The sequence below is a fragment of the Pseudomonas sp. GW823-FHT06E10 genome (assembly GCF_058794995.1).
Genome location: NZ_JBXAHJ010000010.1, coordinates 119,917 through 134,252, shown reverse-complemented (window position 1 = coordinate 134,252; position 14,336 = coordinate 119,917). Strand labels below are relative to the sequence as shown.

The following is a 14,336-nucleotide window of genomic DNA, read 5'->3' as shown; positions in this document are numbered from 1 at the left end:
CTTAACCCTCCTTGACCAGGCCGAGATCGGTCAGCACGTTGCGGGTGGCGCTGTAGTAGCGCACGTACCCGGTGCAACGGCAGATGTGATGACCGAGGCTGTCCTCGATGACTTTTTCCAGCTGGCTTTTGACGATGGGCTGACGCTGCAGCTTTTCCACCAGCACGGTCGCGGCATTCACGAAGCCCGGCGCGCAGTAGCTGCACTGGAAGGCGAACTCGTCGACGAAGCGCTGCTGGATCGGGTTCAGCTCGGTGACCTTGCCCTGCTCGTCGCAGGTCGCATGGCCTTCGATGGTCCGAACCTTCTTGCCTTCGAAATAGTGCGCGCCGGTGATGCAAGTGCGCACTTCTTCACTGGTGCCGTCCGGGTTGTCGACAATCACCACGCAGGCGTGGCAGATGCCCTGGCCGCAGCCCAGGCGCGAACCGGTGAGGTTCTTGTATTCGTGCAGGTAGTCGATCATCGGCAGGTCATCAGGGATGTCCACCGGGCCGACGGATTGACCGTTGAGGGTCAGTTGAAGCGGACGGTTAGCCATTGAGGGCCTCCTTGATGCGTGCAGAAGTGATAGGCAGGTCGCGGACACGTTTACCGATGGCATGGGCCACGGCGTTACCGATGGCACCGACCACCGGGATCATCACCACCTCGGCGATGCCCTTGGACGGGTCGCTCGGCGACAATGGCGGCAGGATTTCCGCGGTCTGTTTCCACACCGCGACGTGACGCGCCATCGGCAAGCGGTAACGGTTGAAGTTCCAGTCACCCTCCCCCGGCCCGCCTTCGTACAACGGCATCTCTTCCATCAGCGCATGGCCGATGCCCATGGCGATCCCGCCTTCGAGCTGGCCCCTGACCAGTTCTTCCACCAGCACCCGACCGCACTCGACCCACGAATGGTGGTTGAGCACCGACACCTCGTTCGAACCCTTGTTGACCTTCACTTCCACCAGCGTCGCGACCGGGCTGTAGTAAGTCACCGCCGCGTTGTTCAACTGGGTCGCCGGGTAGGCGATGCCCTGCCGATCCAGTAGATGGAAACCGGCGCTGTTCATCTGCGCCTTCTTCGCCTTCGGTGCACCGTCGCCGTACTTCACGGCCAGACCGTCGAGCGGCAAGCGCTCACGCACGCCGTCGATGCTGAACTCGGCCTCGGCCCAGCTCCAGCGGTTGAAACCGTGCACGGTGGCGCCGCTCACCAGGCCGCGCTCGTGAACGCGCTTGGCCAGCATGGCGAATGGCAGTGGCTCCATACCGTTGGCCGTGAGCTTGCCGTCGACCCAATGGGCGTCTTCGCGGCGCACCACGTAAGGGTTGGCCTGACCGCCGTAAGGGCCTTGTCGCCAGATTTCCAGCGCCGCCGGCCACAGGCCGTGGTTGAACAGCACGCGCGCCGCTTCACGGGTCGCGTGGCTGAAGTAGTACGCCGAGTTGGTGGCCGACGAAGCCGAAGCGACCTTGCCGACCCAGCGCGGATTGCGCAGGAAGTTGTCCTGCTCGGCCTGGCTCATGATGTACGGGTTGCCGCCACTGACCAGCTGCAACTCTTTCCATTCGGTTTCGCCGGTCTTCACTTCGTGCGCCGGAACACCGAGGAAATCGGCCACGACCATGGCCTGGGAGGTGGACATGCCGGTGCCGATTTCGATACCGATGTGGCGCAGGCTGATGCGACCTTCGGCAGTGAATTCAATGCTGGCCATCGGCGCTTCGGAACCGGTACCGAAGTCTTTCTGGCAGATGGCGAAACCCACCCCGTACCAGTTGTCCGGATCGGCGGCTTCGCGTTGTTTCTTGATCGCCTCGCGGTTTTTCCAGACTTCGTGAACCGCGGCCTTGTCGAGAATCTCGTGCAGGCGCAAGGCACCGGCCGGGATCGCGCCCTGGGTGTTTTTCATGCCCGAGCGCAGTGCGTTCTTGCGACGCAGCTCAATGGCATCGACACCGAGGCGACCGGCGATTTCGTCGACCATCATCTCGGTCGCCGCCATGCTTTGCAGGGTGCCGTAGCCACGCATCGACCCGGCTTCAACGGCGCGGGAGTGATAAGCCGTGACCTGCAGATCGTTCTGCGGCATGTAGTAGATCGACTGTGCCGCCGTGGCGCCCACCGCAGCCACCGACGGGCTGTAGTTGATCCGCCCGCCACCGTCGACGCTCATCTCGGAGCGGAAAATCTTGAAGCTGTGGTCGTTCTTGTCCACCGCCAATTGGTAGCGGATGTCGAACGGGTGACGCTTGATGCCGCTCTGGAACTGCTCGTAGCGGTCGTTGGCCAGGCGTACCGGCACTCCGGCGCCATACAACGCCGCCAGCGCTGCATAGTAGACGAAAATGTTGTGATCTTTCGAGCCGTAACCGACGGTGTAACCCGGGTGCATGTTCAGGTTGGCCAGGCCGAAACGCGACGGCGCGATCATCTTCGCGGTTTCGGTCGCGGTTTCCAGTGGGCACTGTGTCGCCACCACGAAATGCAGGGTCTTGGTGGCCGGGTCGTACCAGCCGTTGCCGTTGTCCGGCTCGAGGGCGGCCGGTTCGATCGACGGGGTCTTGTAGCGCTCGTCGAACACCAGCCAGTTGTCCGGCGGCGCATCGATCTGCTGCTTCATGCGCTCGGCGTAGAACAACCCGCGCTCGGTCAAGTTGCCGTGCAGATTCGGCTGGGAGTTCCACACCGGACGACGGTTTTTCAGCATCGGGAACAGAATCGAATCCTTGAGGCTGGCGAATTCGTCTTCGTCCGCCGAGGTCGCGCCGCCGACGCGCACGTAGCGGAAGCTGCCGTACGGATCGCCTTCGTAGAACGGCACCTGGGCACCGTAACGAATCGCCTTGTCATTGAATTTGAGTTGGTTCTTGGCCTGACGGAAGCGCTCGAAGTCGTTCCAGATCAGGATCGCCACCGGGTGGCCGATGAACATCGGCACCTTGCCGGCCGGCAACAGCGGATCCGGGGCGTGCTCCTCGGGGAACACGATACCGTCCTTGACCAGGTCTTCGGCGGTGACGATGCGGTCCGGTTGCAACTCGGCACCGAGCCACGACAGGTCGATGCCTGCAAAGATGTGGTCGGCCTTGATAGTTTTGAGCAGCATGGCGTGGCCTTGCTGCTGCGGCCAGCCCGGCATGTCCTTGGCGCGGATGTCGCGGGCAAAGACCTTGCTGCCGCAGACCTTGGACAAGGCATCGTTACGGGCGCGCGCCTTGCCATTGTTGCCGAGCCACTGCTCGGACGGCACGGTCACGCTGTTTTCCATCAAGGCGGCCAGCGCCTGGCTGCTCAATGGCGTGAGCGTCACGCTCACACCCGCTACCAGCCCGCCCTGAAGGAACGAGCGCCGGGATATATCACGGTTGGACATGGATCATCCTCTGGGCGGTTATGGGGTCCGCCCTTCTGGTTATGTTCTGGAAATCTCGAGTCTTGCAGAAGCCCTTTTCGACGATACAAAGGGCTGTTGTTGACAGTGCAAAGCTGACCGAAAGGTTAAGTTTATAGGCTTATGCCTTCGCGGAAAACTAAAAACTGACCAAGAAATCAAAAAACCGCGGCTTTTCGTCGCAGCAGATCGATGAACAACCCCAACTCCCGGCTGATGTGCTCGCCCTTGCGCAACAACAACCCGAAGGGCGCCATCTGCACATCCAGTTCCACCGGCAGCGCCACCACCAGGCCCATTTTAAGATAGTCGCGCAATGCGGTTTCCGACAGGACCATGATCGCGTCGGTCAGCTGAATCAGTTGCTGCATGGAGTACACCGAACTGCATTCGATGATGTCTGCCGGCAACGGCAACGCCAGGCGCTGCAACGCCTGATCCAGACCGATGCGCGCCGGACTGGTTTCCGGTTGCAGGATCCACGGCCAACCGCTGACCAGCTCCGCCATCTCCAGTTTTTTGCGTCGCGCCAGCGGGTGGCCGGCGTGCACCACCACCAGCAAGCGTTCGTTACCCAGTTGCTCGAAGACGTAATGCTCACTGTCGGTGGCGGCATTGCGCCGGGCGATGGCAAGGTCGATGCGACCCTGTTCCAGCAACTGGATCACCTGGTCGCTGGTGTCGCCCATGATGCGGATCCGCAGCTGCGGATTGAGCGACTTGATTTCAGCAATCGAATCCATCACCAGGCCCGGCGCCGCGCCCATGATGGTACCGATCGACAGATAGCCGTAGCCGCCCAGCTGCCGCGCCATCAGATCCTCGGCACAACGGTCGAGGCCACTGAGGGCCGACTCGGCAAAGCGAATCAGCTCCTGGCCCAACGCTGTCGGGCGCATCCCCCGCGGCAGGCGTTCGAACAGATCGCAGCCGAACATGTCTTCAATCTCATGGAGCATGCGGGTTGCCGCCGGTTGCGACATGTTCAGGCTTTGCGAAGCGCGGTGCAGGTTCTGGCTGCTGCTGAGCGTCACCAACATGTGCAGATGCTTGTAACGCAGGCGATTGATCAGGCTGCGGGAGATGATCGGCGTGGTCATGACGGGCCTTTTTTATCGATACCCTGAAGGTATCAGTTGTGAGCTAGATTCGATTTGTAACGCATCGATCAGCGGCCGTACAGTCTTCCCCATAAGAACAAATGCCCTACCAAAGGAAAACTGCGATGAAGACTCTACCCGCGCCTCTGCTCGCCAAAATTTCCTGGCGGCTACTCCCGTTTCTCCTGCTGATGTACATCATGGCCTTCCTCGACCGCGCCAACGTCGGGTTCGCCAAACAAGCCTTTCAAGCCGACACCAATATCAGCGATGCCGCCTTCGCCTTCGGTGCCGGGGTGTTTTTCGTGGGTTACGCGTTGCTTGAAGTGCCGAGCAACCTGATCCTGCACCGCGTCGGCGCCCGCCTGTGGATGTGCCGGATCATGGTCACCTGGGGGCTGGTCTCCGCCGCCATGGTCTTCGCCCACACAGAAACCAGCTTCTACATCCTGCGCTTCCTGCTGGGCGTGGCCGAAGCCGGCTTCTTCCCCGGCGTGATCCTCTACCTCACCTACTGGTTCCCCAGCGCCGTGCGCGGCAAGGCCATGGGTTTCTTCTATTTCGGTGCACCGCTGGCCTTCATCTTCGGCAGCCCGCTGTCCGGCCTGCTGCTGGAGCTGGACGGCTTCGCCGGCTTCCACGGCTGGCAATGGCTGTTTGCCGTTGAAGGCCTGATGGCGACGGCTGTGGGCATCTGGGCCTACTGGTATCTGGACAACCGCCCGGCCGACGCCAAGTGGCTGACCGTCGAGGAACGCCAACAAGTGCAAAGCCTGCTCGATCAGGAAGACAGCCATAAACAGAACCACGGCCGCAGCCTGCTCAACGTGATCTGCCAACCCTCGGTGCTGTACCTGTGCCTGATTTACCTGCTGATCCAGGCCAGCGTCTATGGCGTGGTGTTTTATCTACCGAGCCAGGTCGGAGGACTGCTGGGGACCAAGGTCGGGCTGATGGTCGGCCTGGTGACAGCGATCCCCTGGATCTGCGCATTGATCGCCGCCTACCTGATTCCCGGTTACAGCGACCGCACCGGCGAACGCCGCCGCACCGCGTGCCTGACCTTGCTCATGGCCGCCGCCGGGATCGCCTGCTCGGTGACCTTCAGCAACCCGCTGCTGGGGATCATCGCCCTGTGCTTCGCCGCCTCCGGCTTCATCGCCGTGCAACCGGTGTTCTGGACCTTCCCCTCCAGCTACCTCGCCGGTAGCGCCGCTGCGGCCGGGATCGCCCTGATCAACTCGTTCGGCGCTCTCGGTGGCTTCATCGCCCCGGTGCTGAAGAACTGGGCCGAGGGCGCCTTCCACTCACCGGCAGCAGGCTTGTACGTGCTGGCCGCTACCACCGTCATCGCCGCGTTGCTGGTGCTGGGCATACGCGCGCCCGGCCATAAAGCCTCGAACAAACCGGCCACCGTTTAAACCTGAGGAGTCACACCATGGGCATTCCAACCATCAAACACGTCCGCGCTTTCACTCTGCGAGGCGGCGGCGCGGATTATCACGACCAGGCCGACGGCCACTGGATCGACGATCACATCGCCACGCCGATGAGCAAATACCCGGAGTACCGCCAGAGCCGCCGCACCTTCGGCATCAACGTACTCGGCACCCTGGTGGTGGAAATCGAAGCCAGCGACGGCACCGTCGGTTTTGCCGTGACCACCGGTGGCGAACCTGCCGCGTACATCGTCGAGAAACACCTGGCGCGCTTCCTTGAAGGCGCCCGGGTCACCGACATCGAAAAAATCTGGGATCAGATGTACCAGTCGACCCTGTATTACGGGCGCAAGGGCATCGTCATCAACACTATCTCCGGCGTCGACCTGGCGCTGTGGGACTTGCTCGGCAAGATCCGCCAGGAGCCCGTGCATCAGTTGCTCGGCGGTGCGGTGCGCGACGAGTTGCAGTTCTACGCCACCGGCGCCCGTCCGGACCTGGCGCAGAAAATGGGCTTCATCGGCGGCAAGATGCCGCTGCACCACGGCCCCGCCGAAGGTGAGGAAGGCCTGCGCAAGAACCTCGAAGAACTGGCGACCATGCGCGAGCGTGTCGGCCCGGACTTCTGGCTGATGCTCGATTGCTGGATGAGCCTGGACCTCAACTACGCCACCAAACTGGCGGTTGGCGCCCACGAATACGGCTTGAAATGGATCGAAGAAGCCCTGCCGCCGGACGACTACTGGGGCTACGCGGCCCTGCGCAACAACGTGCCCAAGGGCATGCTGGTGACCACCGGCGAACACGAAGCCACCCGCTGGGGCTTCCGTATGCTGCTGGAGATGGGCTGCTGCGACATCATCCAGCCGGATGTCGGCTGGTGCGGCGGGATCACTGAACTGGTGAAGATCTCGGCCCTGGCCGATGCCCACAACGCGCTGGTCATCCCTCACGGCTCTTCGGTGTACAGCTACCACTTCGTCGCCACCCGGCATAACAGCCCGTTCGCCGAGTTCCTGATGATGGCGCCGAAGGCCGACGAAGTGGTGCCGATGTTCCACCCGCAATTGCTCGGCGAACCGGTGCCGGTCAATGGCCGCATGCGCCTGTCCGCGCTCGACCAGCCAGGTTTCGGCGTGACCCTCAACCCCGAATGCCAACTGCATCGGCCGTATAACCGCTGAGAAAGGAGTTCGACATGAACATGCCGCACAACGCGTTCAAGGCCGCGCTGAACAGCTCAGCGACCCAATATGGCATCTGGGCCGGGTTCGCCACCGGCTACGCCGCCGAGATCGTCGCCACCACCGGTTACGACTGGATGCTGATCGATGGCGAGCACGCGCCCAACACCGTGCCCGGGGTACTCGCTCAGTTGCAGGCCGTGGCGCCTTACTCGACCGCGCCAGTGGTGCGCGCAGTGAATGGCGATGCCAACCTGATCAAGCAACTGCTGGACATCGGCGCACAGACGCTGATGATCCCGATGGTCGAAACCGCCGCGCAGGCACAGGCACTGGTGCGCGCCATGCGCTACCCGCCCCACGGTATTCGCGGAGTCGGCGGCGGCCTGACCCGCGCCACCCGCTGGGACGGCGTGCCGGACTACCTGAATACCGCCCATGAACAACTGTGCCTGATCGTGCAGGTGGAATCGCGCACCGGTGTGGAAAACGTCGCAGCGATTGCCGCCATCGAGGGTGTGGATGCGGTGTTTATCGGCCCGGCGGATTTGTCGATCGGCCTGGGCCACGCCGGCAACCCCGGCCATCCGGAAGTCCAGGAGCGGATTCAATACGCCGTGAACGCCACACTGGCAGCCGGCAAGGCCTGCGGCATCCTCGCCCCCAACGAAGAAGACGCCCGCCGCTACCAGCGCTGGGGCTGCCAGTTCATTGCAGTGGCCATCGACATCAGCCTGCTGCGCCAAGGTGCCATGGCCACCCTCGCCCGCTACCGCGAACCCGCTGCCACTCAAGCGCCGTCACGCACTTACTGATCTGCCAAGGAGTCGCACCATGTCATCCGTGCCTGTTTACGAAAACTTCATCGACGGCCAGTTCGTGGCCAGCGCTGCCCATCTCGATGTTATCAACCCGGCCACCGGCGCCGTGCTGTCGAAAGTCCCGGCCTCGACCGCCGAGGACGTCGAGCGCGCCCTCGCCGCCGCCCGTGCCGCCCAGAAAGGCTGGGCGCGCAAACCGGCCAATGATCGCGCCGGTTACTTGCGCCGGATCGCTGCCAAACTGCGGGAAAACGTCGCGCACCTGGCGCGCACCATCACTCTGGAACAAGGCAAGATCAGCGGGCTGGCGGAAGTCGAAGTCAATTTCACCGCCGACTACCTCGACTACATGGCCGAATGGGCCCGGCGCATCGAAGGTGAAATCATCACCAGCGACCGCCAGAACGAAAACATCTTCCTGTTCCGCAAACCACTGGGCGTGGTGGCCGGGATCCTGCCGTGGAATTTTCCCTTCTTCCTGATTGCCCGCAAGATGGCCCCGGCCCTGCTGACCGGCAACACCATCGTCATCAAGCCCAGTGAAGAAACCCCGAACAACTGCTTCGAATTCGCCCGACTGGTGGCCGAAACCGACCTGCCGCCCGGCGTATTCAACGTGGTCTGTGGCGACGGGAAGGTCGGCGCCGCCCTGAGTTCGCACAAGGGCGTGGACATGATCAGCTTCACCGGCAGCGTCGACACCGGCTCGCGGATCATGGCTGCCGCCGCACCGAACATCACCAAGCTCAACCTGGAACTGGGCGGCAAGGCACCGGCCATTGTGCTGGCGGATGCGGACCTCGACCTGGCGGTCAGGGCGATCCGCGATTCGCGCATCATAAACAGCGGGCAGGTGTGCAACTGTGCCGAGCGGGTGTACGTCGAACGCAAGGTGGCGGATCAATTTATCGAACGCATCGCAGCGGCCATGAGCGCGACCCGTTATGGCGACCCGATTGCCCAGCCCGACGTGGAGATGGGTCCGCTGATCAACCGCCAGGGGCTGGACAGCGTCAATCGCAAAGTCCGCACCGCGTTGAGCCAGGGCGCAAGCCTGATCAGCGGCGGGCGGATGGCCGACCTGCCCAATGGCTTCCACTTCCAGCCCACGGTACTTGCCGGTTGCCGCGCCGACATGGAGATCATGCGCGAAGAGATTTTCGGCCCAGTGCTGCCGATCCAGATAATCGACGACCTGGACGAAGCCATCGCCCTGGCCAACGACTGCGACTATGGCCTGACTTCATCTATCTACACCCGCGACCTGAGCAAAACCCTGCAGGCCATGCGTGAACTGGATTTTGGCGAAACCTACGTCAATCGCGAGAACTTCGAAGCGATGCAGGGCTTCCACGCCGGCGTGCGTAAATCGGGTATTGGTGGCGCGGATGGCAAGCATGGGCTGTATGAGTACACCCATACTCATGCGGTGTATTTGCAAGGCTGATTGCCGAAAACCAACAACCGAGCAGGAGCGTGCTTGCTCGCTCCTGCAGAATGGGTCGCAAAAACTTAAATCGCAGAAACAAAAAACCCCGGTCTTTCGACCAGGGTCTTTGCTATCGACTCGAAGTAACCAGTGGTTTCTTCGTAGCTCCAAGGCGTTCAGTGGGCCTCGGGGCAGATATGGCGCAGCGGACGGGACTCGAACCCGCGACCCCCGGCGTGACAGGCCGGTATTCTAACCGACTGAACTACCGCTGCGTATCGCTTTGAGCTGACGCTCAAGTAACTTGTCTGATTGAAAGCTCCGAGATTTTTCAATCTCTCTTTCAATCTCGAATCAAGGCATGCCTGACTCGGAAAATATGGCGCAGCGGACGGGACTCGAACCCGCGACCCCCGGCGTGACAGGCCGGTATTCTAACCGACTGAACTACCGCTGCGCGTCGGTGGAGGCATTTCAGCCTACCTCTTGCTTTCGCAAGTATCTCGGAAGTGGTGGGTGATGACGGGATCGAACCGCCGACATTCTGCTTGTAAGGCAGACGCTCTCCCAGCTGAGCTAATCACCCGTTTGCATCTCCGAGGCCGCGAAATTTACGCAGGTAGCGAACCTAAGTCAATAGCAGGATTGAAGTTTTTCTGAAAAAGACAAAATTATGTATGTGCAGCAAGTGCGCTTTCGCGAGCAAGCCCGCTCCCACAGGGGAATGCATTCCAAATGTGGGAGCGGCGGTGCGACGATTCGACTTGCTCGCGAAAGCAGCACATTCAACAACAATCCCGGAGCTTACTCGCTGTAAATCATCTTCTTGGTCATGCCGCCATCGACCACGAATTCCTGGCCGGTGACAAACCCGGCGTTTCTCGACAGCAGCCAGGCCACCATCGCCGCGACATCCTCGACCTTCCCCACCCTGCCCGCCGGATGCTGGGCATGATCGGCCTCGGTCAAGGGTTCGGCACGTTGCACCGAGGGGTCGCGCGCATCGATCCAGCCAGGACTGACGGCATTGACCCGGATCTCCGGGCCAAGGCTGATGGCCAACGCATGCGTCAGGGCCAACAAACCGCCCTTGCTCGCCGCATAGGCCTCTGTGTCGGGCTCCGACTGCCCGGCGCGGGTCGAGGCCAGATTGACGATGGCGCCGCTGTGAGCGCGCAGGTACGGTGCACAGTGCTTGGCCAGCAACATCGGCCCACTGAGGTTCACCGCCAACACCCGATTCCAGTGAGCCAGGTCGAGGCTTTCCAGGGTGATGTTGTGCGGATCGGCAACCGCTGCATTGCATACCAGCGCATCCAGGCGCCCGAACTGACCGAGCACCTCGGCTACGCCCAGCGCGACTTGCCCCTCGTTGGAGACATCCATGGCGATGAACCAGGCGTTGTCGCCCAGCACTTTCGCCACTTTCGAACCGCGCTCACGGTCCAGATCCGTCAGCACGACTTGCCAGCCTTCGCTGATCAGCCAGGCCGAAATCCCCAGGCCAATGCCCCGCGCAGCACCGGTCACCAGCGCTACGCGGCCATTTGAGCCGGTGGTCGGCGCAGACAACTCGATCACAACGCAGCCAGGCCGCGTGCCAGATCGGCTTGCAGGTCCGCCACGTCTTCCAGGCCGACCGCAACGCGGATCAGGCTGTCACGAATACCCGCCGCTTCACGCTCTTGAGGCGCCAGGCGACCATGGGAGGTGGTGCTCGGATGGGTGATGGTGGTTTTGCTGTCGCCCAGGTTGGCGGTGATCGAAATCAGGCGCGTGGCGTCGATAAAGCGCCAGGCGCCCTCTTTGCCGCCCTTGACCTCAAAACTGACGACCGCACCGAAGCCCTTCTGCTGGCGCAGCGCCAGTTCGTGCTGCGGATGGCTCTTGAGGCCGGCGTAATGGACTTTCTCGATACCGTCCTGCTGCTCCAGCCACTCGGCCAGTTGTTGGGCGTTGGCGCAATGGGCCTTCATCCGCAGGTTCAAAGTTTCCAGGCCCTTGAGGAAGATCCAGGCGTTGAACGGGCTCAGGGTCGGCCCGGCGGTGCGCAAGAAACCAACCACCTCTTTCATCTGCTCGCCGCGACCGGCCACGACGCCGCCCATGCAACGACCCTGACCGTCGATGAATTTGGTGGCCGAGTGCACGACGATGTCCGCGCCCATTTTCAGCGGCTGTTGCAGCGCCGGGGTGCAGAAGCAGTTATCGACCACCAGCATCGCACCTTTGGCGTGAGCGATTTTCGCCAGTTCGGCAATGTCCACCAGTTCGGCCAGCGGGTTAGACGGCGATTCGACGAACAGCAACTTGGTGTTGGCCTTGATTGCCGCGTCCCAGCCGGACAAGTCCGCCAAGGGCACGTAATCGACTTCGATACCGAAACGCTTGAAGTACTTCTCGAACAGGCTGATGGTCGAGCCAAACACGCTGCGCGACACCAGCACGTGATCGCCGGCGCTGCACAGGCTCATCACCACCGCCATGATCGCGGCCATGCCGGTCGCGGTGGCCACGGCCTGCTCGGCGCTTTCCAGCGCGGCAATGCGCTCTTCAAAGGCACGCACAGTCGGGTTGGTGTAGCGCGAGTAGACGTTGCCCGGCACTTCGCCGGCAAAACGCGCGGCGGCATCGGCGGCGGTACGGAATACATAGCTGGAAGTGAAGAACATCGGATCACCGTGCTCACCTTCCGGCGTACGGTGCTGACCGGCACGTACGGCCAGGGTATCGAACGCTACGCCTTCGAGGTCGCTGTCCAGCCGACCGGCATCCCAATCCTGACTCATGCTGTCACTCCTTGCCTTGCTCTTGATAGATAAAAGTCTTTTTGCCAGATACAAAACCGGCCCCTCAGGGCCGGTAGTTACTCAGTTGTTGTACAGATCGATGATCGCACTGACTGCCTGCGTCTTGACCTTGGAGGCATCGTTGCGTGCCTGCTCGATCTTGTTCAGATAAGCCTCGTCGACGTCGCCGGTGACGTACTGGCCGTCGAACACCGCGCAATCGAACTTGTCGATCTTGATCTTGCCGCCCCCGACCGCTTCGATCAAGTCAGGCAAGTCCTGATAGATCAGCCAGTCGGCACCGATCAGGTCTGCCACGTCCTGGGTCGAACGGTTGTGGGCGATCAGCTCGTGAGCGCTCGGCATGTCGATGCCGTAGACGTTCGGGTAGCGAACCGCTGGCGCCGCGGAGCAGAAGTAAACGTTCTTGGCACCGGCTTCGCGGGCCATCTGGATGATCTGCTTGCAAGTGGTACCGCGAACGATGGAATCGTCCACCAGCATCACGTTCTTGCCGCGGAATTCCAGCTCGATGGCGTTGAGCTTCTGGCGTACGGATTTTTTCCGCGCGGCCTGGCCCGGCATGATGAAGGTCCGGCCGATGTAGCGGTTCTTCACGAAGCCTTCGCGGAACTTCACGCCCAGGTGGTTCGCCAGCTCCAGGGCCGCGGTGCGGCTGGTGTCCGGAATCGGGATGACCACGTCGATGTCGTGATCCGGACGCTCGCGCAGGATCTTCTCGGCGAGTTTCTCGCCCATGCGCAGACGGGCCTTGTAGACCGAAACGCCGTCGATGATCGAGTCCGGACGCGCCAGGTAGACGTGTTCGAAGATGCACGGGGTCAGGGACGGGTTGGTCGCGCACTGACGGGTGTACAGCTTGCCCTCTTCAGTGATGTAGACCGCTTCGCCCGGTGCCAGGTCGCGAATCAGGGTGAAGCCGAGCACGTCCAGGGAAACGCTTTCCGAGGCGATCATGTACTCGACGCCTTCGTCGGTGTGACGCTGGCCGAAAACGATCGGGCGGATGCCGTGCGGGTCGCGAAAGCCCACGATGCCGTAACCGGTGATCATTGCTACGACGGCATAACCACCGACGCAACGGTTGTGCACGTCGGTGACGGCGGCGAAAACGTCTTCTTCGGTCGGCTGCAACTTGCCGCGCTGGGCCAGTTCGTGCGCGAACACGTTGAGCAGTACTTCCGAATCGGAACTGGTGTTGACGTGGCGCAGGTCAGATTCGTAAATCTCCTTGGCCAGTTGTTCAACATTGGTCAGGTTACCGTTGTGCGCCAGGGTGATGCCGTAAGGCGAGTTGACGTAAAACGGTTGAGCTTCAGCCGACGTCGAGCTGCCCGCGGTTGGATAACGCACATGGCCAATACCCATGTGACCGACCAGGCGCTGCATGTGACGTTGCTGGAACACGTCACGCACCAGGCCGTTGTCCTTGCGCAGGAATAACCGGCCATCATGGCTGGTCACGATACCGGCAGCGTCCTGGCCGCGGTGCTGGAGGACGGTTAGCGCGTCATACAGCGCCTGATTGACGTTCGACTTACCGACGATACCGACGATGCCACACATGCGACGCAACCCCTACTTAATGGATCTGAACTGAGCACTACTCACTGAGGCGTTTTGGCCATCGGCAAGAGTTGCTCCTTGAACGGAATATCAGCGGGTACGCTGATTCCGCTGGCAAGCCACTGACTGCTCCACCCGAGGATCAGGTTTTTGGACCAGTCTGCAACCAATAGAAATTTTGGCACGAGCTGTGACTCTTTCCACCACCCGTCCTGCTGTACCGGCCCCAGGCTCAACAGCCCGACGGCGATAACCACCAGCAACCCGCCACGGGCGGCGCCGAAGGCCATGCCTAGGAATCGGTCGGTCCCGGAGAGCCCGGTGACGCGAACCAGTTCGCCGATAAGATAATTGATCATTGCGCCTACGATTAAAGTGGCGACAAACATGATGGCACAGCCCGTTATTATACGTGCCGATGGCGTTTGAATGTACCCGCCGAGGTACTCGGACAGTGAGCCACCGAACATCCAGGCTACGACTCCTGCGATGATCCAGGTCAGCAGCGATAGTGCTTCCTTGACGAAGCCGCGGCTCAGACTGATCAATGCGGAGATGGCGACGATTGCAACGATCGCCCAGTCAACCCAGGTAAATGGCACAG

11 protein-coding genes and 3 tRNA genes are annotated in these 14,336 nt (G+C 61.7%); 4 read left to right on the top strand and 10 right to left on the bottom strand.

Translation table 11 applies throughout. From position 1 onward, the window contains the following. Position 1: 1 nt before the first annotated feature. The 3 genes from AC1Q6Y_RS17715 to AC1Q6Y_RS17705 all read right to left on the bottom strand — a co-directional run bounded on the left by AC1Q6Y_RS17715 (position 2) and on the right by AC1Q6Y_RS17705 (position 4,483). A complete protein-coding gene (locus AC1Q6Y_RS17715) occupies positions 2 to 541 on the bottom strand; it encodes a (2Fe-2S)-binding protein (RefSeq protein ID WP_015095868.1) in 540 nt (179 codons plus the stop codon). Continuing rightward, entirely contained in the window at positions 534 to 3,365 is a 2,832-nt protein-coding gene (locus AC1Q6Y_RS17710; protein WP_407515337.1) for a xanthine dehydrogenase family protein molybdopterin-binding subunit, read from the bottom strand. Before AC1Q6Y_RS17710 ends, AC1Q6Y_RS17715 begins: the two co-directional genes overlap by 8 nt. Positions 3,366 to 3,541: 176 nt before the next feature. Beyond that, positions 3,542 to 4,483 (bottom strand): LysR family transcriptional regulator, encoded by a 942-nt coding sequence (locus AC1Q6Y_RS17705; RefSeq protein ID WP_492624886.1) that lies wholly within the window; start codon positions 4,481 to 4,483, stop codon positions 3,542 to 3,544. 125 nt (positions 4,484 to 4,608) lie between these two features. On the opposite strand from AC1Q6Y_RS17705, the gene AC1Q6Y_RS17700 reads away from it, so the two are divergent. Genes AC1Q6Y_RS17700 through aldA form a run of 4 tightly spaced genes read left to right on the top strand, consistent with a single transcriptional unit; the run spans position 4,609 to position 9,374 of the window. Continuing rightward, complete coding sequence (locus AC1Q6Y_RS17700) at positions 4,609 to 5,904, top strand: MFS transporter (protein ID WP_090454238.1); 1,296 nt, start codon at positions 4,609 to 4,611, stop codon at positions 5,902 to 5,904. Between the two features lie 17 nt (positions 5,905 to 5,921). Beyond that, complete coding sequence (gene rhmD / locus AC1Q6Y_RS17695; RefSeq protein ID WP_008067008.1) at positions 5,922 to 7,106, top strand: L-rhamnonate dehydratase; 1,185 nt, start codon at positions 5,922 to 5,924, stop codon at positions 7,104 to 7,106. A 14-nt stretch (positions 7,107 to 7,120) separates the two neighbouring features. Then, positions 7,121 to 7,921 (top strand): aldolase/citrate lyase family protein, encoded by an 801-nt coding sequence (locus AC1Q6Y_RS17690; RefSeq protein WP_492624885.1) that lies wholly within the window; start codon positions 7,121 to 7,123, stop codon positions 7,919 to 7,921. Positions 7,922 to 7,940: 19 nt separating this feature from the next. Then, on the top strand, positions 7,941 to 9,374 hold the full coding sequence (gene aldA / locus AC1Q6Y_RS17685; RefSeq protein WP_492624884.1) for an aldehyde dehydrogenase: 1,434 nt from the start codon (positions 7,941 to 7,943) through the stop codon (positions 9,372 to 9,374). 180 nt (positions 9,375 to 9,554) lie between these two features. On the opposite strand, the gene AC1Q6Y_RS17680 is transcribed toward aldA, so the two are convergent. The 7 genes from AC1Q6Y_RS17680 to AC1Q6Y_RS17650 form a co-directional block, all read right to left on the bottom strand. Continuing rightward, positions 9,555 to 9,631, bottom strand: a tRNA-Asp gene (locus tag AC1Q6Y_RS17680). 105 nt (positions 9,632 to 9,736) lie between these two features. Next, positions 9,737 to 9,813: transfer RNA gene (locus tag AC1Q6Y_RS17675), tRNA-Asp, on the bottom strand. Between the two features lie 53 nt (positions 9,814 to 9,866). Further along, positions 9,867 to 9,942, bottom strand: a tRNA-Val gene (locus tag AC1Q6Y_RS17670). 218 nt (positions 9,943 to 10,160) lie between these two features. Continuing rightward, complete coding sequence (locus tag AC1Q6Y_RS17665; RefSeq protein WP_090454230.1) at positions 10,161 to 10,937, bottom strand: SDR family oxidoreductase; 777 nt, start codon at positions 10,935 to 10,937, stop codon at positions 10,161 to 10,163. After that, entirely contained in the window at positions 10,934 to 12,145 is a 1,212-nt protein-coding gene (locus tag AC1Q6Y_RS17660; RefSeq protein WP_057715568.1) for an O-succinylhomoserine sulfhydrylase, read from the bottom strand. The genes AC1Q6Y_RS17665 and AC1Q6Y_RS17660 overlap by 4 nt, the downstream gene beginning before the upstream one ends. 81 nt (positions 12,146 to 12,226) lie before the next feature. Then, complete coding sequence (gene purF, locus AC1Q6Y_RS17655; RefSeq protein ID WP_007975670.1) at positions 12,227 to 13,732, bottom strand: amidophosphoribosyltransferase; 1,506 nt, start codon at positions 13,730 to 13,732, stop codon at positions 12,227 to 12,229. A gap of 41 nt (positions 13,733 to 13,773) precedes the next feature. Further along, positions 13,774 to 14,334: a CvpA family protein gene (locus AC1Q6Y_RS17650; RefSeq protein WP_007975669.1), complete on the bottom strand. Its 561-nt coding sequence runs from the start codon at positions 14,332 to 14,334 to the stop codon at positions 13,774 to 13,776. Between the last annotated feature and the right edge of the window lie 2 nt (positions 14,335 to 14,336).